Genomic DNA, 20,363 nt, shown 5'->3' on the forward strand with positions numbered 1-20,363 from the left:
TCGCCCCCCCCTCAGGGGAGAAAACGATACAGAATCAGCCCCTGATATCCTTTCCCCCCCGCAACGCTCTGCCCCGCCACGCGGGTAGAATAGGCTCCCCCACCGCCTGCGCCATATCGGGTCGCGTTCATTCCCCCAAGATAACCGGCACGGCCGCCCCCACCCCAGGGTCCCGCGCCACCATTCCCCGCAAAAACGTAGGGACCATTCTGACCATCGCTGCCAGCACTGCCCGTCTGGTTCCAGAGCGTGCCTCCACCCGTACCGCCACCGCTCCCGCCATAGGAATTCTGAGCAGTGCCAAAGACGCCAGCCCCACCGCCATCGGCTGTGAGCAACGGTTGCCCTCCGTAAGTCACAAAGCTCGGCTCACCCCGCCTGTCGGCGTCACCCCCAGCACCGACAGTCGCTGAAAGCTGCGCGTTGCGCGACGCATCGACCGCATAGACCCCCCAGCAATCGCCTCCGGCTCCTCCGCCCGCACCGGAAAAAGACCCAGCTTCCGGCGACAGCACGGAGGTAGACGCGCCCCCTCCACCGCCGCCAATGACACGCAATTCGACCTGGCGCGCCCAGTTCGGCACCGTGAGAAGTGTGCTTGTCGAGCAGAGAGCCTGTGGCTGGCTGATCCGCTGCACGAACTCGATCGTTGCCAGATCGGTCATGGCACTCTGAAACGCAGCGCATTGCCGAGCAGTTACAGCGCTGAGGTTCTCAGCCCCTTCTGGTATCGACAGCACATAAAGTGGGACAGCACGCCCCCCCTCCACTGACGGAGCACTCGTCCCAGCATAAAACGTAATTCGTCCGGCGCGCCGTGTCGGCAGGGCTTTCCCCCGGTTATCGGGCCCAGCCATCGTCTGCTCGGGGTTGTCAGCATTGTAAAACGGCAAAACATCATTCAGATCGTCCACCTCCCTGCACAGGGCATAGATCGTCACCGACGCCCCGGTCATCGGGATAGCCAAATCCTGCGCCTCATTGCTGTAAAAAAGGCTCTGAATCAGGGCATTATCTGCTTCTAGTCCCGCAGATGAGCTACCGATATGCGCGCGGTCCAGGAGATCAGGCGCCATGATCGTCCCTGGGCCGAGCGTCACCGACAGAGCCTTATCGGAAAGCTGGCAAGAAAATCCGGAGGCCCGGACTGTTTCACTCCCGAACACAATCTCGGCGAGACGTCCTAGTCCTTCTTTTGCATAGCGACCAAGTCTCAGAAGATCCGTATCGAAAGGCACCGCGCCTGCGTAGATTATAGGGCGATCCATCAGTGTAGCATCCTTACCCAGGCAATCACGCCTGAAGCCTTTGTCACGCGTATCACCGCCTGAACTGTGCGCTGGTCCACAGGAATTTTCGGAAAAACCTCGAGGCAGAACTGTCCACCGTTACGTGACCCGTAACGGCTACGCGACGCTCCATAACCACCGCCATGGCACCAGGCCCCACAATCCTGTGCACTACCCAACTCGATGATCCTTGGTGCTGCACCCGATAGGCGTCGTACCGATTCCGAAACAGCCATGCGTGTGTTCAAGGGTGCCGCGAGCGACGTCACGAGCCGACGACGGTAATGGCCGTCTTTTTCCTGCTCAAGCCGCGCCATTGCCCCAGGACCGAAAAAATCGACCGCAGCCATTTCGAGAAAGGCACCCTGCGTGGTCCCGAGCCTCGTCTGCCTCTTCACGTCGATGATCAAGTGCCAGATAACAGAGAGAACGGCGCCAAACCCCGTCAGCAACGCCTGCAACACGGGAGCCTCCTCAACTTCGTCCCCTCGATATGCAGGAAACCAGCCCTGCGGGAGGAGAAGCCGGAGACGCCGGGCAAAATCGCGCGCCGAACCAGGAGCCAGCCCGGTATCAAAAAGAGTTTTGCGATCTGTCGCCGTCAGACCAGAAAGATCGGGATCTCTGAGAACCGCCATCAGCCCCCCACTTGCTCAACAGTGAAGAGCGGTACGCGATAATCCTTGCCATTCACATTGAGATGCAGAAAACCGCCAGCCGCTTCTGCAGGTACGGCCGCACCCGGGCTCGCCACGGGCGATGACATCTGGATCTCGCCACCGGGGGCCGGATAAAGGCCGAGATTCGCTGAGCCGTTTTCGCCCCGCTGAACATACAATCCCGCCGCCGCAAGTCCGCTTCCCGCCTGGATATTCAGGGTGTTGGTTGGTCTCGCATTGGGGGAGATTGAAAACAGCAGATCACCGGTCATGTTCGTGACGAGCAATCCGTCATCCGAAAACTGAATACGCTGCCCATTCGCTGTCTTTTCCACAGTAGAAAACAGCATGGCACCCGCGTCGAGACCCTGGACATATTCCCGTGTCTCCGGTGTCCGCCACTCGATACCCTGGTTGCGCGCCATGGAGATCGCGTTGCCATATCCATGATCGTCGCCATTGGTGCCCGCAATCGCCGTATTGCCGAAAAGGATACCCGTCTTCCATGAATCCGGATTGCTGACAAACACGATCCCGGCTTCACAATCCGCCGTCTCCTCCGTCTGTCCGCCGCCCGCACCGATCTGGATGGCGTAGGTACCGCCGCCGCAATTAGGGTGGTACGGCGTCGACATTCCTGCTGCAGCCCCCCCCAGATTCACCGCTTCGAGCTCCATGACAAAACTGGGCTGGTAGTTTACCCCGGGCATGCGCCATGCCTCGCCATAATAGGCATAGGCTGTGGCAAGTGTCGGATTTGTCGTGTCATCCGCCACCCCCCAGGATGCGACACCGATCGTGCTGGGCACATGACCAAGCTTGTCCCTGGAATTCATGGCATCCGATGTTCTCGAACCTGCGACAAAAGCACTATTGCCAAAACGGGAAAGAGACGCTGCCTGCGCATTTTCGAGCGCCCAGGGGCCGATCGATGTCGTCGCCATCAGCGCCGATAGCCAATCCTGCTGCGCCACATCGCGCGTGTTGAGCGCTGGGTAATCCGACGCCGCACCGATAAAGAAACGGTCGCCATAGCGGCTCACTTTCGCGCCTTCCTCGGCGAAGAACTCGCCGCTCGGCGGTGAATCGGCCGGGGCCCCTGCAATCTGACTCGCGGTCGCGTTCAGTGTCTCGACACCATCCGGTGTCGCGATAACGAGAACCTCTGCCCCCTGCACCGATGGGATCGGGAAGTAGCTGTTAAATTTCGGCATTACCCCTCCTGAACGATCTGAACGGAGATCGTGCCTGGAAAAAGCGACTGACTTGTTCGCGCCGCAATATCCCGCTGTGCGCCATTGAGCAGGCTATCCGTTACGGACAGAACCGAGACGCCGGCGGCAATATAAGCGACATACGCCAGACGGCTGATCGGATAACCGGCCCCAATCGCCGATGCGGATATGTCGGCCGCAATCGCCTGCTTCAAAGCCGTTTCAGCGGTCTCGCGATCGATGCCTGCGGCGATCTGAACCGTGAGACCGACTGTGACTGTGAGGACTTCTGGCCTCCGCACAGCGAAGCCGATGCCGAGCGCCTTGGTCGCCGCCACGCTGGCATAAACGTTTCGCAGGACCTGTTCGGGTGTTTCAGCGCTCCCGTCGTCAACGATGACCGTGAAATATCCAGGCCGACCCGGGCCTCCATCGATCTGCCCCTCGAACACGGCATAGCTCAGATTGCTCTGCGTTTCCGCAATGGCGCTCTCGACTGCAGAGCGAGAGGCACTGGCCTTGGCCGCCAGCCAGAGCGGAAAGCGCTTGCGAAGCTGCGCATCCGTCTCCTGATCCGCGCCGTTCATGAACATCGCCTTGTTGGTCACGATATCGATCCCGGCAACCGAGGTGCCCATGAGCGAAATGGCGCCCGCTGCCACATTGCCCAGCACGCCTTCCTGCAGGGCTTCAACCGGCAAATCGAGTGATGCCACGCCTGCCGGACGCACATATCCTTGCGTCTGCTCCGACCAGCGCGCATGCGTGGGATCTTTAACGACCTGAAAGGTAACCGCCGCAGCGGTACGCACGGTGACACCAGGACGCACGACGGCCGATATCTCGTCGTAAGAGAAACAGGTCATCGTAACCGAGCCCAAGGCTTTCACGCCCGGCAGACGGGACATACCGAAATCACCGACGAAGCTGTCGCAATCCACGCCCACTGACGTCGCAAGCCGTGTACGACACAACACTTGCATGAGGAGATACTGAAACCACAGCCCGGTTGCGGCCACGCTCTCAATCAGGGCGCGGCCGGGCGAGCCGGTATCAAGAGTGAATTTTGCGGCGCAACTCGCCTGTGTCGTCGCGATCGCCGTCTGTACGAGCGACGAGAAAGAACGCAAGGAAAAAGCCATGGGCATTCCGATACTTCGTCGGCCAAGCCCAGATCGGGCTCAGATCGTGCCGTCCTGATTGAAAGTAAATACCTGTTCTGTATCCTCGCCTTGCTCGCTATAGGCGATCGTGCAGGCATACGTGCTCATTCCTGACGGAACCAGCGTCACGCTGATGGGGCTTTTCTGGTCGATACCCGCCTCGAGGGCGAGTTGCCTCGCGATCAGCCCCTTGGTGGCATCCTCGCGTACAGGTTGCCCCACACGAGAAGGCAGACCCGCACCATAGTCGATATGCCAGAGATAAGCGCCGGGATTGGTGCACAGGCGACGCAAGATATTCTGCCGGGTAGAGAGACTTCCGGAAACCGTGTTCAGTGCTCCCTCCTGATCCAGAGACAGATCCTCTCCGAAATAATGAGAGAGCGCCATCATCCGACCGCCTTTCCGGTCATGCCATTTGCGTAGGGATGAACATGACCGCCGAGGCTATGTAGATCGGTCTTCACATCGCCACCGGAAACGGAAATTCCTCCTCCGGAAACGGAGACATCGCCACCCGAAAAAGAGAGCCCGGTGGAATCGAGCCTCATCTTCATCGACCCGACACGCAGGACGATACCCGTGTCTGTCAGCGCGCATTGCATGGAACCGGCGCCAAAGAAAACCCCGTCACGACCAAGATGAAACCAGCCAGCCTTCTCATCTACCCGCCCTCCCGGGCGTGAGGGAACGCCGCATCCTGCGCGGATGAGCAATTCTCCAGGCTGGGCACATTTGCCCGTGTGGGGTGAAATAGCCGGTCCCGCAACGACATCGAAAAGCACCGAGACAATAACATAATTTTCCCCATCCCCCTCGACCGGCATCAAGAGCACATGGGCGCCAGGCGCCGTGGGGCAGCTGAGACGCAAATCCCCCACCTGCGTCATCGCCGCATCGGGCAACCAGCCTGTCTCAATATCATCGGGCTGCACCCGTACCTTGACAGCATGATTAGCAGGATCGACGGCGGAGATAATGCCATGAACTGCATGGGCCATGCGCAGTTGGTGGGCGGCTGCCCACTGAGATCCCTGCATTCCTCTTCCTCTCAGAATACGCGGTCCCGCAACACTACCTCCTGTCGATACCCCATTACGGGATCACAAAGATGCACAACGGAATCTATCGCGAGTGTCAGTGGCTGGGCAAAAGGCCCCTCGCGCAGCGTCATGAAATGACGCGGCCCCAGACCCGCTATGGCTGGGAGCGTCACGCGCGCTTCGAGAGCATGCGAAACGATACGTGCATATTTGCCGCGTGCCAGTCGCCTGATATCGTCCATACGCTGACCGGGGGCACGAAAAGTATAGAGTGCGGCACCGGAGCGCGGCGCGTCGGTCGAATACCGCTCACCGTCATAATAGATCGCGCTTCTCGCCCGCTGGCGTGAGTCCCAGGAATACACGCCCACAACAACATCGCCCGTGAGCCCCAAGTCCCGCCGAAAGGACCGTATCGTCACTCCAGCAGGCGAAAATACGCGCATGCCGCCCTCGCCTGCGGCGTAGGGGCGGTGCAATTTCACAGTTTTCCCCTGCGCATGACATTCGAACCCGTGATCCCGCGCGAGGGAGTACGCGAGATCAAAAGCGGTCTGATATCGGTTCTGCGTGGTCGAGGCCAGACGCCGATGCTCCAACTGCCAGAATTGACCGCAATATGGCCCGACATTGGTAATGGACGGATCACTTTCAAAGCCAAGGCCTGCCGAGATTACCGCTTCCCGAACAATATCCAGCGCCGTCTGATTAGCCCACGACGAGGCGATACGCGTATCGAGCAGGGACGCCATGTAATCCCGGCATTCCAACTCCAGAAGAGACGATCCATCTGCCTGTCCTACCGCATCCAGCACACCATGAAACACCGTTTGCCAGTTGGTACCGCTACTTGCATCCTGGGCCATCTGCAGGCAGATTTCTGGACGATTCAAACCGCTCCGACTTTCGAAAAACGCGTATATCGTCGGCTTATCTCGTACTGACACCCTGATACGTGCGGTGTCACAGCGCTCATACCGGGTGCATTCAATATGAAAACTGCACGCCTCGACCCCGTCCTGCCGCTCGCCATCGATCAGGAGACGCGGCTTCCACACGCGCATCGCGCTTGTCATCTGGATAGCACTCCTGACCCGTCATCTCCGCTGTCTCGATCTGGAATCACGAGCATGACCGGCACGTCGAACGCGCTCAGATCCGGATCTGACAATCCGTTTTTCTCGGCGATGCGCCACCAATGCATCGCATTTCCAAGATACCTGACAGCCAAGTGGTAGAGAGAAACATCGTCCGACGTGATTTGTACGCGCATTTCGCGTCCTCTCTCGCTTTGCTTGCAGAAATGACCCTAATCTTATGCTCAGGATCAGAAATTCGCGGTCAGAGCCTCTCCGATCAAAGCCCGAGAGCGCGTTACATGGCTCCCAGCCTCAACGCTCAGCGTTGACAGGCCGGAATTCTGCGCCATCGTCAGCAGATCCGCAGAGGAACTGATCGTGGTACGGTCCATAGCACTCTCCGCGTCATCGCGTGCTTGAGCCAGATCACTCGCCGCCACAGAAAGAGACGACCCCGTCTGATCCAAGACGGACGTCAATCGAGCGGTATTCATCGCGCTCTGCCAGAGGGCACTCGCCCTACCGAGCGCGTTCTGTGCATCCGCAACGGCCCCGGTCGCTCCCAGACTCTTTGCGACGGGCATGATCTGGCCGGTCAGAGACGTGATCATAGCCGTCCCGATCCATCCTGCCTCCGCCATCTCTCCCAAAAGCCCGGATATGGTTCCCAGCCCCGAGAGCATGGCCGTGTCCACTTGATCGGCCATCCCGGGGACAGGGACCGCAGGAAGAGCCTCTCGTTCCAGCACCAGGCGATAAGGACAGATTGTGCCTCGCGCCTGATAGGACCAGGAAAATTCCGCGATCCAGACGCGCGCAGCCAGATCAGCCAGCGAAAAAGAGAGAACCTGCGCGGCCTCCCGCATCGCCTCCATACGGCGCGCGCGCGTCGTCGCCAGAGGCCCCACGAACCGACCTGTCAGGATTAATCGGGCCGGATCATTGCCGACGGAGTCAATCACCCTGCCGCCGCCAAGCAACCGATGGATGACGAGCAGTTGCCGCCCTCCTATGATCAGTTGATCAGGCACTTCAGGCCCGCTCAGAACCATATCCCCCAAAAGCACAGGGGCCGCCCTGTCGAGCTGGCCTATCGCCCCAAGGGCGTTTTCGACCTCAAGCAACGATAATCCCATTTCTGCATCCTGCTACACGAAACCGAAGCTCATATTTGGATATTGCGGCACAGCGATCTCATCCACGCTCGCGCTTCGTGCTCGCAATCCGCTCTCGCTGGCCTGTGAAAAGGACCATCGGTCAGACGCAGCAAAATCCGCGCCGGAATATGGCAGGGTGCTCTCCCGCCCCCCCTGGCCGTCATCGACAGAGACAGCGTCCCCGCCGATGGCAAACTCCCTCGCTGATGTACGGCGCGCCTGTCGCGCAGCAGCGATGAAGTCAGGCACCGCTGATGCGCATCCTCTACCCTTTGAGCCCGCGCTACGACCTGTTGCAGAATATCCCTGTCGGACGATCAGCAAGTCGGGACGCTGAATAGATCGCGTTAGGTGCTCGGTCTTCTCCACGCCTCGCTTCACAGCAGAGAGGATGTTTGGCGCCACGAGTGATCTTGAGGGCGTGGTCTCTGCTATCCCCACGCCTACGCCAGAATAATCGCTAGACTGGGCGCGATGTCCTAGAAACATGAGATGCCGAAGCCCCTCGATCGCGCCTCTTGAAGGCTCGCGTGCAGACACCCCCCGTGCAGCGAGACTGTCGACGATACCCGAAGCAACATCATTCGGGTCGCTACCCGAGGCGACCCGTCTTTTCAGGAAATCAATGACAGGAACCCAGCTTGGCCGCGTCCTTCCCGGTGCGTTCTTCGAAGCACGAGTATTCGATCTTTCATCAAGCAGGTCGACGGTCGTCGAACGGGCCGTGTTAGCCGAGACTGGACTGCCTGCAGCGCGCCATACTCCCCGCCGGTCACCTCCGAGCCACGGCAGCGCCAGCCCGACATTGTGAACTCTGAGTGTGCGCGTCACTTTGCTGGCAGCTGTATCCACCGGGAGGTGAGTGGAATCAAAGTTGCCGAAAACAGCATGCTCGTCTATAGAGCCTAGCTCTCCCGACTTCTCAATTCCTTTGCGGCGATTTCCGACGCCCAGGCGATATGGTGGCACGAACGAACCAACCCATCGCCGTGCCGTCATCGTCGCAATCCACCTCGCATCCCTGCGCCCAGAAAAGGGAAAAGGCCGTGCTGGACTCTCTATAAGGATCATACGCACCTACTCCCGCCGATAGGAAAAATGCTCCCAGTCGAAGGAAAACCCATCCTGTTCCGCAAGCACAACACAGGCCGCCACCCGCCGTGCACGCGACCAACCGGTGATAACTGACCACGGCACACCGTTCTTCAGCAGATAGAGAATCTCTCTGAAAACCGGGTGCCCGCTCAGTTTTTTGCGTTGTCCACCATCACGTCCTCCTGTTCAGGGGAGGGAAAAAAGAGAGGTTGGAGCGCCATGACCCCCTCATTGCCGATCCGCCTTGCCAGGTCTCGTACTTCATCCTTGCTGGCTGGCATCTGGACCGGCACACCATTGACCGCACGTACAGTGCAAATCATCTGCGCATAGGACAGCCAGGCAGATGCCGCCGCTCCCGATACAGCGCTTCCGCCAGCCTCAATCAGATCCAGCATGTCGCCGGGGTCAAGTTCACGCAGGGTGAGACTGCGACCCGAGCCAAGTTCTACCTCATCAGGCAGTCCCGTCATGAAATCTTGCTCCGTAATGAGGCATAGAACTGCACATGCTGATGGATCATGCCTTCAGCCTGCCAGCGATCCGTCTTCAGTGAGAGCGATACACCGGTATATTCCCAGGTCGTCGTGCCGCCGTCTGGCTCACGGATATACTGATAAAGTGTACCGCTGCCGATGCTTCCAGCATTCCAGAAAGCCGCCTCGATCGCTGCCACCAGACTATCAAGATTGGCGTTGGCACGTGCAATTGTGAATACGCCGCGCCAGCCGCTTGGGGTATTGAACTCCACAGGCAATCCATTGAGCGGTGTAGCGCGCTGGATGATCGTGTGTTGTTCGGACTGGAACCCTGTCACGTCACGCAAATCGATACGCGACCCATTCCACAAGAGCGTAATCCGGCAATCCCGGCCAATACTATAGGGATTGGGCATGGGTCAGACGCTCCCACTGACAGTGCTGACGCTCACAGAAGCACCGCCCTGTAGATTGATAATGAATTTCTCGTTGATCCCCTGATAGCGGACCTGCACATCTGCCTGGACATAGCCGGTCGCGATCCGTTCAATCGGATTATTCGAACTGTCGCACAACACTGCATAGGGCAAGACGCCCCCAGTAACTCCTAGAATACCTTGCGAGAGCAGGTTTGACAGGAAGCCCAGAATGGACGCCCGTATGTTGCCAAACAGCGTGTCATTGATCACGCTTCCTACATACTGCCCCATGGTCCCCTCGAGCGCCCGGGCGAGGTAATTCGTCAGCCGCGTATAGGCATCGCTTTGAATCGCGCTATTCAGGGACGTGTTATGCCCAGCCCGGATCGCCCAATACGTCCCCCCCGGCGAGGGATTACAGATGACATCAATGCCATTCTCGACCAGCAGGGCCAATTCGGCCATGCTGTAGCCAAATCGGGTCGCTTCGAAACCGTTTTTCTGACTTCCCACGATTCCGGTCAGGGGCTTGTTCAGCCCTGATTGCTCGGGCGAAAGAGCCGCGAGCTTGCCCGCAGCAAAAAGGGCGGGACTGACCAATTGCAGACCAAGCGTATCGTCATTCCACCAGAGCCAATCGCCATGCATATATTTGAGAGCATGCGACCATAGACCCAGCGCCGTCTTGCTTTGTACCGCCTGGGCCAGAGTTTCTCCCCGCGGTCCTGCGGCGATCATATAGACCCCTTCGCTTTGTCCGAAGGCAAGCATCGCCGCCATGGGGAGCGTGTCACCTACACCGGCGAGGGTTGCAAGACTGCATCCCTGGGAGGTCAGCGCATAAAGCCCGGTCTTGCTCTCGCTGACACCGACGAAGCGGGCTGCTAAAGGCTCTGCGCCATCTGTCCCGCCAGCGAGCTGTACAGATCCTGTCTCCACCGCCACGGTGTCATCCGGCATTTCCACGAGTACCAGTGCTCGCACATCCCTGCTGACCGCCTTTTGCAAATCAGCCCAGTCGACCCCGCTATAGGTGGTGGATCCCAGATCCTCATGGGCAATGCTGAGAATGAAGATACCATCCCGATAGCTTTGCTTCGTCAGACTAATTTTCAATCCGTTTCCGGCAGAACCGGTATATCGCGCCCGAATCCTGACGGCGCCCAGCATGGCCTGCGCGGCGCTGTCCGTGTCATCCGTCACGCGCACAAGGCAGAACTGACTCGCACCCTGATGAACGGCCACATCGACAGCAACGCTCAGGTTGGATCCCCAGGCCCGTTTACCCCCAAAGACTTCACGACACTGGCCGACACTGCCAATCACGCTCGGCACATCGACCGGCCCCCATGAGGCGGTTCCGATGATGCCAAGTAAAGACGTAGTACTGCTCGAGACCAGCAGTGTCTCAGGCTGCGCGATCTGGATATACAGATCGGGCACCGGCAGTGCGGCCGTGTTCAGGGCACCACTCTGTATGAGTTGTGGCATGAATGATCCTTCAGTTTTTTGAAAATGGCCTGAACGGCCTAAGGCAGGGCTTGCACTGTCCCATCGCAATCAAGAGTCCAGCCTCGGTATGAACTGGGCACATCCCGGGTGGCCGCGATCTCTTCGAGCGCTGCCAGAGGAATCTCTCCTGTCATCTCGTCAGGAGCCACGCCGAATGCATGTCGACTGCTGGCCAGAGCCAACCATCCCCCCCCCGTCACCATCTGAGGCGACCAGATCGACTGGTATCGATCAAAAATGACCTTCACAGACACATCACGTCGAAACAGCAACTGCGTCTGCCCGGCGTCCTGATCTGCCTCGCCTTCGTGAAATATCTGTGCCCGGCGTCCATCGGCGAGATCCAGCCAGTCCACTGGAAGGAGCTGGGTTGTGAGCAGATCACCAAGTTCCGCGCGCAAACCCCAGTCGGTCGTCCAGAGGGAGATCCTGAATGCCGCACTCTGCCGCATCAGCAGCCGACTTGATCGGCCATACCCCCCTGTTACCGCCTTGATACGACCGTCAGGAACCAGAATCGCAGCCTCCTCGCAGACCGCACCCGGCATCTGAACCGCAAGGCTGCGCACAACCGATGATGGCGTCTCCCCCGACTGCACAACGTGACGGGCCGAGGCGGCCAGACCATCGCCTCGTTCCCAGAGAAGCATGGCAATGCCAAGAATATCCCGGGTCATATCCAGCCTGATCAAAACTTTCTGCGGCTCGATCTCAACGGATATCGCAGGAGGAACATGCATGGTTTCCAGCCATTCCTCTCCAAGAGGAACCGGCAAGGACTGACACGTCCCGGAGACAGGTGAGACCGTCACATAACTGACGGTCTCGCGCAGCGAAGGCGAGGTAAACAAATCGGAGGGCATTAATGGCCCGGCACGGAATATGATCTCTGGCTTCGACAGCAATATCGAATTTGTGCGTAAGGCAGCGAAACGACTGGCACAACAAAGCGCGAGCGCGGAGGCCACCCCCTTGAAGCCCGCCACGGTCAGACCTGCTGCAACGACAACAGAGCACGAATACCGTGCGCTGACAGCTCGACCGACTCAACAAGATAACGGAATGCATGGTCATCCGTGACCTGCATATACGGCATCAGGCAAAATCCTGGCAGAACCGGCATATGCATCATGTAGCTTCCGGCGCGTACAGCACCCGGCATACCGCTATGCCGATCCTCCCCTTTACCCGCCAAGACCAGACTGGCAGGACAACCGTCAACCAGAAGTCTTGGCGCTCCCCGCATCCCCGAAACCGAAATCTGGGCGCTGCAAGCAACGCATAGCGGCGGACGACATGCCTCCATTGCAGATACGAAATGGAATACCTTCCCCTGCCTAAAAAGATCGCCAATGCACAATTTACGCGCATCGCAAAGCGCGTAGGCCATAGGATTCCCCCACATGCGCGGCCTGTGCATCTGAAACCCCGCCTCTGCATCGAAGCAGATATGCGTCGTCCCAATTTTATTCCCGAGCGGAAGGAGTGGATCGAGTATCCGATAATGATCTGCCCTGGATCCAAGCCGACGCGCGGCCTTGGCAAAACCAGTCTCAACCGGCTGCTGAAAATTGCGCATCGGCATTTACCCTCTTCTTGTTCCACGATGCTCGGAAAACCACGAGGCGCAGGGTAGAGCGGCTTTTTTGATCACATGATGACTGATGCTGGATCGCTTAGGTCAGATCCGGGTGCCACACCGAGAAAACTGCACAAGCGGCGGCGCCACCAACTGAGCAGTCTGACGCGCTCTGCAAGCTCACGCGTGTTCCGCGTCCAGACCGCAGCACGCGCCGTATCGAGCGTCTCTGAGGCTTCCAAAAGCGCACTTTCCATCTGCGCCAGAGTTGCCAGAAAACACCGGGCACGCCTGCGCTCGGGCTCCGAGAGCGTGTTAAGACGCCATTCAAGGGTTCCCGCCGACTGAAAAAAGCGCCAGGAGCTTTGTCCCGTGGTAATGTCCCCCAACGCCGCATAGCCGCAAAATCGTCTGATTTCCGACTTCTCTTCATCATCGAACACGTTATCGGAAACCGGCCCGCAGGAGCCGCCTACCCACAGATCCCCGGTCATTCAGTCAGCGCCCGAGAGCGGCAGCATCCGTGCCAAGACTTTCGATCACGACACCGCGCTTGAGATACGCATTCGTCGCTGTCGGAATGATCGTCACATCCGCCGTGACATCGGTCGGCAGGGCAAAACCGCCAATCCAGTACCAGGATTGCGCAATGATCTGCTTGAGCCGATCAAGCGGCTCACGGGTCACCATCGCCACCCCGTCAATCATCTCGATCAGCGCACGCTCTGCGTCGGGAATATCTGTGTGACCCGCGCATGCGCAATCGCCCTCAATCAGGGCTCCCTGCCCGAGAAGCAACGCACGGTGAATCGGCCCGCCACCGAGCGAGGCCTGCTGCGGCGCCTCGGTTGTAGGCACGAAACGCACACCGAGCAACTCGATGACCTGCCCTGAACGATATTCTTCCGACCCGTAAGCCCCGCGATACAGATATTTGAAATCGGCATCACGGAACAATGAAAGCAACTGCAGATCATCAAGATAGCAGTTATAGGCGCCGTCTATCATCGGAACATTGTTCCGTCGCAACGTCGCAACACCCGCCAGCACATGCTGAATGCCAAGCGTATCGCCATCACTCGCGCGCAGATCGGCGGTCGACCGTTTGCCATTTGGCCTGAGCACCAGAGGCGCAGTCGAGGCGATCACGGCATTACCCGTCGTTGCATCGGTTACCGGCACGGAGGCGGAGAGTGTCAACTGACCCGAAATACCCCCCGGCGCAGTGGAAATATTCACGGCGTCGGCCGCAGCCCCAAGCAGGGTATAAACCCCGCTGCCGATCGTTACCGTCATCCCGGATGACGCCCCAACAGCGCGCACTTGTCCGGACGCGATGACGAACTGGAAGCCCCTGATATCATCTACGGCAATCGTGGTCGTCTTCGCCGTTGCCGTTGCCGTCACGCGTGTATTACCGCCGAGATAGCCACCCACGCCCCCCGCCACCCCACCGTACAGGGCATCGCGCGCCAACCGGTCGAGAGACTGCATCGCCTGCATTCCGTTGGTCTGGGCATTGGCCAGAAACTGCGATGCGATCCCGATCCCGCTCGTCACCATGTTCAAATCGATCGTGTCGCCATACTGATTGATCGAAAGCGTATATTGCTCCACCGACCACCCGCTGGGCGACAACCCATTATCGAAATTCGTATTGCCCGACGCGCGTAGAGGCGTCGTGACCGGCGCCTTGAGGCTTTTGCGTGTCTTGGTCAGGGTTTCGCCAATCGCGTTGGGGAAAACCTCCCGGTCGGCAATGGCTCGAAACCCAAGCCGAGCATGCAGGCCGGTTTCAAATTCCCGAGCCAGAAATCCCTGCTGGATCGCGGCGCGAAGCTGTTCTGGAAAATTATCAATACCCATGATGTCCATCCCGACCCGTTATTCAGATAATCCCGGCAAGAAACTGTCGCTTGCGTGCCGCATAATCCTGCTGCGGCAAGAGGCGCGCATCCTGAGCTTGCGCAGGTGCGGGCCTGGGCGCCGTACCGACGCCCGTCGATCCTGGCAGCCCGATACGTTCCTCGCGAAAGAGAAAGCCCCGCGCCTCACGCGCACGATTCATCGCATCTTCGACACCCGATAGCCCCCCTGCATCGGACCAGCTGATCCCGGAGCGATCCATCAGAGCGATCACGGCATCCGCATCATGCGCACCGAGCCGGATCGCCTCGCTACGCAAGGCGCTCGTCACTGCGCTTTCGCGCGCCTCACTCCTGATCCGCGACAATTCCATCTCATGCGCCTGGACGAGGGCATCCCGCTCGGCAGTGAGAGCGGCCACAGAGGCGCGCAACACATCAACGTCATCCGACATTTCGGCCATTTCCTCAGAAATTCTGCACCGAGGCAGGATCGTGTGCCTCGATTTTCTTCCATTCAGCTGCAGGATCAGAAATTCCGACCGCACAGGCATAAAGACGCGCTGCTGTTTCCCGGCTCAACAACCTGGCTGAAACCGCCTCGACAAGCCCATGAGCGAGAGGCTGAAACTCTGCCTCATCAGCTGTGAACCAGGCCGGCCATTGCAGCGACAAACCGGTGGGGTCCAGATTTCGATACTGCTCGCAACCGATGAGAATCCCGTTCGGGAGCGCGCTGGAAAAGCGACATAGCATTCGGTAGAGCGCCAGGACCCCGCAATCGCCATAAGTTCCGCGCAACCTGTCGGCCATCCAGATCAAAGGCTGGCACATCAACTCCATGGCGCGGCCGGATTGTGCCGTGCCGAGCCGATCGCCATGGGTCCGGTTGCCGTGCAACTGCTCGAGGACGAGCTGGCGCAGCTCCCGATAATGGGCAAGCACGGCTCCAGCCGCGGCCCCATTGATCTCCAGCAGCTTCGCATCCCCCTCTGGCGGCAGGGTCAACGCCGACGCGGCGCCTCCCTGTCGCGCAGGCCCCTCAAGCAAATCGGGCGTCTTGAGAACAAGCGTCGGATCGGAACCATACTTAAGCCCACGCCCGGCTTGTGAGAGCAGATAATCCGCTTCGATCACCGTATCGATCGCCCGCTCGAAACTGCATTCGCCGTCCGGGTCGCGCACCGATACTGCCCCCGGATTCCTGATCCAGACCACGGGAACGAAACCAAGCCCATGCATAGTGCTACGCATCGTGTCGAGAGGCGGCTCTCCTTCCTGCTCGACAGGGCGCGGAATCGAAATCTCGACCGCATCGCATGTCCAGCGCCGTTGCCACCAGAACCGCGCCGCATACTCCTTAGGCTCGACAGGATAACCACTTGCCGCGAGCTCGCGCCCGGTCACCATAAAACGCTCGGTAACACGTAAAAGCGCGCCCGTCGGATCCCATTCTGGCGTCAGATAGGCCGTCTCCAGCAAAGTAAGACAGGGCCTGTTCGCTGAAATCTCCACCCAGATCGCTACAGATCCCACAGAACCCCGCGTAGCGACTTGCATCATGAAGGCGGACAACCCTGCCTCCAGGGCAAAGTTGTTCAGGGCTCCTGCGGTCTCTGCCGCTTCCGCCACAACCAGCGGCCAGTGGGAATTGCCAAAAAGGAGCGACACCATCTCATCCACAACTGTGCGGCACAGATTGGTTCGCACTGAGGGTCTGCGGTCCGAAAGAGGAATATACTCCCCAGAGACGCTCCTTTCCCGCGCAAACGGATGTGGCAACACATCATATTGCGTCCCTTCCAGAACACGCTGCAAAGCGAGCAGCCGCCTCGTACGCGGCGTCATGCCCGGCAATGCGGCGAATTTTTCCTGCAATGCCAGCCAATCCATGCTTTATCCTTCACCGAGAGAGGCTGAACCATCCTTGGTCCTGCCAGCGACCCTTAACCGCTTGCGGCTCGAGCATCAGTTCGCTCAATGCCCAGATCAACGCATCTGCCCGATCAGGCGAGGCGGCGCCGCCAAACCCCCTCATCGAAAACAGGCAGAGCTGGGATTCCAGCTCCGCGAAGCGCCCGTGATGCGCCACCCGCCCCTGTTCATAGAGCGCTGCAACAGGCTCTGCGCGAGCAGATTTCCCGCGTGACGCGGTCACCATCCTGAGTGAGGCTGCAGGGTCGATACTGCGTAAAGTCGCCTCGACAAGCGCGCCGCCAAAGTTACGTTCCGCCACGATCTTGTCTGCCTGCCAGAGCGCCGCACTCTGGATGACGCGCCGCGCCCAGCCCATTGGCGTATCGCGCACCGAGCAATCTTCAAGCACATGAGCCATGCCCGCGTGATCGATCGCCGCCACAACAATGCCGATTTCGTCCGCCCCCAGATCCTGAGGCCCAGAGGCACCAGAGGGGTCAACCGCCACCACGATCCGGCGCATCTCTGCGATGATCGCCGCGCGTGTCTCCTCGCTGACAGCGGCACGACGGCGAAACATATCCATACGCCACAGAGCGCCCTCAACCGCAGACTGATACTCACCGAACAGGAACCGTCTGCGCTCGCGCTCCGGCAGCGCATCGAGTTGATGTAAATAAGCGTCACTCAGATTAATCCGGTTCTGATCCGGATTCATCACCATCGAGGCATAAAGACCCGGATCCCCGTGCGGCAGACCCGAACGCGGCTCTACGCCAGCTTCGAACAAGGCATACAGCCAGTGATCGGTCGTTGGCGGATTTGCATCGATATATTCCCGTGTCCTGAGAGCACAGCGCTGGGCAAGGCGCGTCAGCAACATGTTGCGGGCGCCATAACTGATCTGGCTTGCCTCGTTCAGATAGATCGTCGCAAATTCGAGACCCAGGATCTTCTCTGTACGCGTGGAATCATCCAACCCGCCGAAAAGGATCGACGACCCATTGGCGAAAAGCACTCTGTTGCTCTGACCATCCCATTTGTATCGCACATGAGCAAAACAGCAGCGCATGACTTTCGGGAAAGTATCCTGAATCACGCTTGCCCTCAGCGCGATCTGCCGATGCCTGAATACGCCGTGACGCGAATGCGGGACCCTCAGTGCCCTGACAACAAGCGCCCTGATCAGGACGAAGGTCTTCCCTGATCGTGAGCCGCCGCGCAGCAAGATATGTCGCGCCACCCCACCTAGCAGACGGTTGGCTTCTTCCTGCACAGGCGTCAGCGCAAAGCCCGGCCTAAAGCGCGTCATCACCCTCGTTCAACGACAATTCGGGCTCGCTTCCTTCCTCAACCGCACGCGTATCACGGAAGGAGGCTGGGCGATGCGCCCTCAACAGCATACGAAGCAGCCCGTCACTATAGCGTTTTCGCGTCACAGGCCGCCCTTCCGGATCGCAGATCAGCCGCCCTCCATATAGGAGTGGCTCTTCATACCCATCCAGAGCGCGACGCCGCGCCTCCGCCTCCAGCAGATCGGTCGCTTCCTCAAGAGCCTGCTTCCAATGCTCATTGAACGCCGGGTCATGATGGCGCCAGTTATACGCCGTCTTGCGATCAATCCCGGCGGCCCGCGCTGCCTCTGAGACATTCCCGCTCTTTTTCAGTTGCTCAAGAAAGGCTTTTTTCAGGGTCACGCCCTGTGCACGCCCTTTTCTGACGAGCCCTTGCTTCATTTTGGCTCCACCTTGTTATCGCAGATCCATGTGTCGTCTTGCGTGCCGCGATTTTCTCGTCTCATTGGGATCCTGCCCCGGGCGAGCGGCATGATTGACCCGATCGCTCTGCCCCATTTCGTCATTCAGCTTGTCCATAGCCCTGCGAACACAGGCAGAGCGAACCGTTCCAATCCTGGAGAAACTGGCGCGCTGGCGCCGACATGGCACGGCGCGTAACCGCATGTTCGGATATGGGAGATTGGCTTGCACCAGATCACTCCAGGACAGATCGAGATCCGCCCGGTGACGCAATTCCGATGACACGACAAACGGACAGACAAATGTCGCGGCGATGGTCACACCGATAACCAGAAAAAAACCCTGGCGGCATGCGACGACGTCTCCAACAGAAATGCTGGTCACGCCTTTAATCCATAATTATGTGATGATAGAAGCTATATACTATGTTTATTCAAATAAATCAATATTTTTTATTCTTATAATATTCACTCAACTGCTCGAGAGCGAGGGCACATTGTGCGACGGTCTTCGTGCGCGCCTGCGCCCTCGGGCCTGCCGGGTAAATCAGTCGGGCCATTTCAGGAAAGCTCATCTCCCGCACGAGCATCATGTCGATACGCGCTTGCACCGCCGTCCCGAGAGTCTCGCTGAGTTGTCTCAGTCTCTCGGCGCATTTTCCTCGCCCCAACATCCAGGTGTGGATATCGCCTTTCTCGACGGGACGATCTGCGTCAGGAGAGTCGACCACCCCTAGTACGGCAAAATCATATTCCTTGCGCCAGCGCGTGGCAGCAGCCACCTCGTCATCGCCGATATCCCCTGCCTCTTGAAGCTTGATCACGGTGCTCAGCACCTTGAGCGCATCGCCCTGCTTTCTAAAACGATCGCGCTTCATGCGCTCGGGCGTCGGCACAACCGCCTCCTCATGCAAAATGTCCTGCCGTCTCCTCATATCCTGCCCCTAACCCAATCAACTGCCTCAGCCGCGCAACCCTATCGCGTCAGATAGTCGACGCTCCATGTCATCCCTGTATCTCGCACACGGGGCTAACCGCTCCGAAAGGCCACCCTGCGATAGTCCGGGGCGATTTCCTCCTTCCACAGCGCTTGCCAACTCACAGGATGTCCTGCTGGCAGAGCGCCAGTATCATCGCGCTCCTCGGGCCCCGGCCGCGGTATTCGCGCAGAAGCCGGCCCTACTGACATCCCGAGACCTGCCAGAGCGCGGACGAGATCCGCTCCTGTCGCAGCACGCCGACCCTTATCTCGACTCAATCTCATCACTTCCTCCCGGATCCAGCTTTTATGGCATTTTGCCATCAGCGTGCGCAGCGCAAGGGTGCGCAAATACCCACTGGATTTGGCAATGAGCCATTGCTATGAATGTCACATGGCCAAACACAAACGCCCTGACACACTTGCGATCGTTCAGCGCGCCATAGGCAAACGCATCACCTGGGCAAGGGAACTCGTCTTCCCCAATCAGAGTGAATGCGCACGCCTTCTTGGCGTCGACGCCTCAACTCTCAACAAGATCGAGAAAGGGGATCGCGCGCCAAGCGTCTTTCTCATCCTCTCTCTGTCGAACCGGCTACGGGTCTCGACCGACTTCCTTCTGAAGGGGGTTTTGAACGGACGTACGGACGAAGAGATGGCCCTTCGTCTTGCCGCTCTGCACCCAGAGCTGGTGCTCCAGCCCACGGACACGGCGTCTCACAAGGGCAGAAACATGCTTTCCGACATGCCTGATCAGCCCAGGATACCAGATGGGGACCATTTTTAGCGTCCTTGTTGTCATCGCTCATCCAGAACACAGCCTTCTTCACTCGCAGACACGGCGTGCGACGCTGCACGCAGCAAGAACAGAACGTGAACAAGCACGCTTTCCCTGCTCCTCGCGTCTCACGCCGTCGCGTATTGATCAGCTTCAACCGACCAGCTGCGCCTTGAAGTCGATCCGACTTCTGGACGATTAACGTCTTATTAATGGCATTGAGCCATAATGTCAAGAATCCATCATGGCGTTGCGCCATAGAATGGCCTCGCATCAGGTTGTTGCCCATTTTGTAAAACAACATTTATGCGACATTTTATGTCTGCGCTTATACGATCCGAAGATGAGTGATCTGAATAAGTAATGGGTGACGCAAAGCA

23 protein-coding genes are annotated in these 20,363 nt (G+C 58.8%); 1 reads left to right on the forward strand and 22 read right to left on the reverse strand.

What is annotated here, in order from left to right:
• Nucleotides 1-11: 11 nt before the first annotated feature.
• The 22 genes from WFJ47_RS07580 to WFJ47_RS07685 form a co-directional block, all read right to left on the reverse strand.
• Entirely contained in the window at nucleotides 12-1,268 is a 1,257-nt protein-coding gene (locus WFJ47_RS07580; RefSeq protein WP_127099987.1) for a glycine-rich domain-containing protein, read from the reverse strand.
• Nucleotides 1,268-1,927 carry a hypothetical protein gene (locus tag WFJ47_RS07585; protein ID WP_336762029.1) on the reverse strand — a complete coding sequence of 220 codons (660 nt, stop codon included), beginning with the start codon at nucleotides 1,925-1,927 and terminating at the stop codon, nucleotides 1,268-1,270. The genes WFJ47_RS07580 and WFJ47_RS07585 overlap by 1 nt, the downstream gene beginning before the upstream one ends.
• Entirely contained in the window at nucleotides 1,927-3,162 is a 1,236-nt protein-coding gene (locus WFJ47_RS07590; protein ID WP_336762031.1) for a hypothetical protein, read from the reverse strand. The genes WFJ47_RS07585 and WFJ47_RS07590 overlap by 1 nt, the downstream gene beginning before the upstream one ends.
• Nucleotides 3,162-4,304 carry a baseplate J/gp47 family protein gene (locus WFJ47_RS07595; protein WP_336762032.1) on the reverse strand — a complete coding sequence of 381 codons (1,143 nt, stop codon included), beginning with the start codon at nucleotides 4,302-4,304 and terminating at the stop codon, nucleotides 3,162-3,164. The genes WFJ47_RS07590 and WFJ47_RS07595 overlap by 1 nt, the downstream gene beginning before the upstream one ends.
• A gap of 39 nt (nucleotides 4,305-4,343) precedes the next feature.
• A complete protein-coding gene (locus WFJ47_RS07600; protein ID WP_336762033.1) occupies nucleotides 4,344-4,718 on the reverse strand; it encodes a phage tail protein in 375 nt (124 codons plus the stop codon).
• The gene (locus tag WFJ47_RS07605) at nucleotides 4,715-5,365 is read right to left on the reverse strand and encodes a baseplate assembly protein (RefSeq protein WP_127099977.1); all 651 of its coding nucleotides are present in this window, start codon (nucleotides 5,363-5,365) and stop codon (nucleotides 4,715-4,717) included. Before WFJ47_RS07605 ends, WFJ47_RS07600 begins: the two co-directional genes overlap by 4 nt.
• 11 nt (nucleotides 5,366-5,376) lie before the next feature.
• Nucleotides 5,377-6,234 carry a hypothetical protein gene (locus tag WFJ47_RS07610; RefSeq protein ID WP_336762034.1) on the reverse strand — a complete coding sequence of 286 codons (858 nt, stop codon included), beginning with the start codon at nucleotides 6,232-6,234 and terminating at the stop codon, nucleotides 5,377-5,379.
• A gap of 461 nt (nucleotides 6,235-6,695) precedes the next feature.
• Entirely contained in the window at nucleotides 6,696-7,583 is an 888-nt protein-coding gene (locus WFJ47_RS07615) for a hypothetical protein (RefSeq protein ID WP_336762035.1), read from the reverse strand.
• A gap of 12 nt (nucleotides 7,584-7,595) precedes the next feature.
• Nucleotides 7,596-7,853, reverse strand: a complete 258-nt coding sequence (locus tag WFJ47_RS07620) for a hypothetical protein (RefSeq protein ID WP_336762036.1) — start codon at nucleotides 7,851-7,853, stop codon at nucleotides 7,596-7,598.
• 995 nt (nucleotides 7,854-8,848) lie between these two features.
• Nucleotides 8,849-9,172 (reverse strand): hypothetical protein, encoded by a 324-nt coding sequence (locus tag WFJ47_RS07625; RefSeq protein WP_336762038.1) that lies wholly within the window; start codon nucleotides 9,170-9,172, stop codon nucleotides 8,849-8,851.
• A complete protein-coding gene (locus tag WFJ47_RS07630) occupies nucleotides 9,169-9,594 on the reverse strand; it encodes a hypothetical protein (RefSeq protein WP_127099965.1) in 426 nt (141 codons plus the stop codon). The genes WFJ47_RS07625 and WFJ47_RS07630 overlap by 4 nt, the downstream gene beginning before the upstream one ends.
• 3 nt (nucleotides 9,595-9,597) lie before the next feature.
• Complete coding sequence (locus tag WFJ47_RS07635) at nucleotides 9,598-11,088, reverse strand: phage tail protein (protein WP_336762040.1); 1,491 nt, start codon at nucleotides 11,086-11,088, stop codon at nucleotides 9,598-9,600.
• A gap of 38 nt (nucleotides 11,089-11,126) precedes the next feature.
• Nucleotides 11,127-11,786, reverse strand: a complete 660-nt coding sequence (locus WFJ47_RS07640) for a hypothetical protein (RefSeq protein WP_336762042.1) — start codon at nucleotides 11,784-11,786, stop codon at nucleotides 11,127-11,129.
• A gap of 311 nt (nucleotides 11,787-12,097) precedes the next feature.
• Nucleotides 12,098-12,694 (reverse strand): hypothetical protein, encoded by a 597-nt coding sequence (locus WFJ47_RS07645; RefSeq protein WP_336762043.1) that lies wholly within the window; start codon nucleotides 12,692-12,694, stop codon nucleotides 12,098-12,100.
• Nucleotides 12,695-12,759: 65 nt separating this feature from the next.
• Nucleotides 12,760-13,182, reverse strand: a complete 423-nt coding sequence (locus WFJ47_RS07650; RefSeq protein WP_127099957.1) for a hypothetical protein — start codon at nucleotides 13,180-13,182, stop codon at nucleotides 12,760-12,762.
• 4 nt (nucleotides 13,183-13,186) lie between these two features.
• On the reverse strand, nucleotides 13,187-14,554 hold the full coding sequence (locus tag WFJ47_RS07655) for a DUF4043 domain-containing protein (protein WP_336762045.1): 1,368 nt from the start codon (nucleotides 14,552-14,554) through the stop codon (nucleotides 13,187-13,189).
• 22 nt (nucleotides 14,555-14,576) lie between these two features.
• Nucleotides 14,577-15,008 carry a phage scaffolding protein gene (locus WFJ47_RS07660; protein ID WP_158625315.1) on the reverse strand — a complete coding sequence of 144 codons (432 nt, stop codon included), beginning with the start codon at nucleotides 15,006-15,008 and terminating at the stop codon, nucleotides 14,577-14,579.
• A 13-nt stretch (nucleotides 15,009-15,021) separates the two neighbouring features.
• Nucleotides 15,022-16,446, reverse strand: coding sequence for a portal protein (locus WFJ47_RS07665; RefSeq protein ID WP_336762048.1), 1,425 nt, complete (start codon nucleotides 16,444-16,446; stop codon nucleotides 15,022-15,024).
• Nucleotides 16,447-16,456: 10 nt separating this feature from the next.
• Complete coding sequence (locus WFJ47_RS07670) at nucleotides 16,457-17,782, reverse strand: phage terminase large subunit (RefSeq protein WP_336762049.1); 1,326 nt, start codon at nucleotides 17,780-17,782, stop codon at nucleotides 16,457-16,459.
• The gene (locus WFJ47_RS07675) at nucleotides 17,769-18,206 is read right to left on the reverse strand and encodes a hypothetical protein (protein ID WP_336762050.1); all 438 of its coding nucleotides are present in this window, start codon (nucleotides 18,204-18,206) and stop codon (nucleotides 17,769-17,771) included. Before WFJ47_RS07675 ends, WFJ47_RS07670 begins: the two co-directional genes overlap by 14 nt.
• A gap of 15 nt (nucleotides 18,207-18,221) precedes the next feature.
• A complete protein-coding gene (locus tag WFJ47_RS07680; RefSeq protein WP_336762052.1) occupies nucleotides 18,222-18,611 on the reverse strand; it encodes a hypothetical protein in 390 nt (129 codons plus the stop codon).
• Between the two features lie 58 nt (nucleotides 18,612-18,669).
• Nucleotides 18,670-19,161 carry a hypothetical protein gene (locus WFJ47_RS07685; protein ID WP_336762054.1) on the reverse strand — a complete coding sequence of 164 codons (492 nt, stop codon included), beginning with the start codon at nucleotides 19,159-19,161 and terminating at the stop codon, nucleotides 18,670-18,672.
• Nucleotides 19,162-19,599: 438 nt separating this feature from the next.
• On the opposite strand from WFJ47_RS07685, the gene WFJ47_RS07690 reads away from it, so the two are divergent.
• Entirely contained in the window at nucleotides 19,600-19,992 is a 393-nt protein-coding gene (locus WFJ47_RS07690) for a helix-turn-helix domain-containing protein (RefSeq protein ID WP_127099943.1), read from the forward strand.
• Nucleotides 19,993-20,363 lie beyond the last annotated feature (371 nt).

Origin of the sequence: Asaia sp. VD9, assembly GCF_037150015.1 — a bacterium.
In the GTDB taxonomy this organism is placed as follows: domain Bacteria; phylum Pseudomonadota; class Alphaproteobacteria; order Acetobacterales; family Acetobacteraceae; genus Asaia.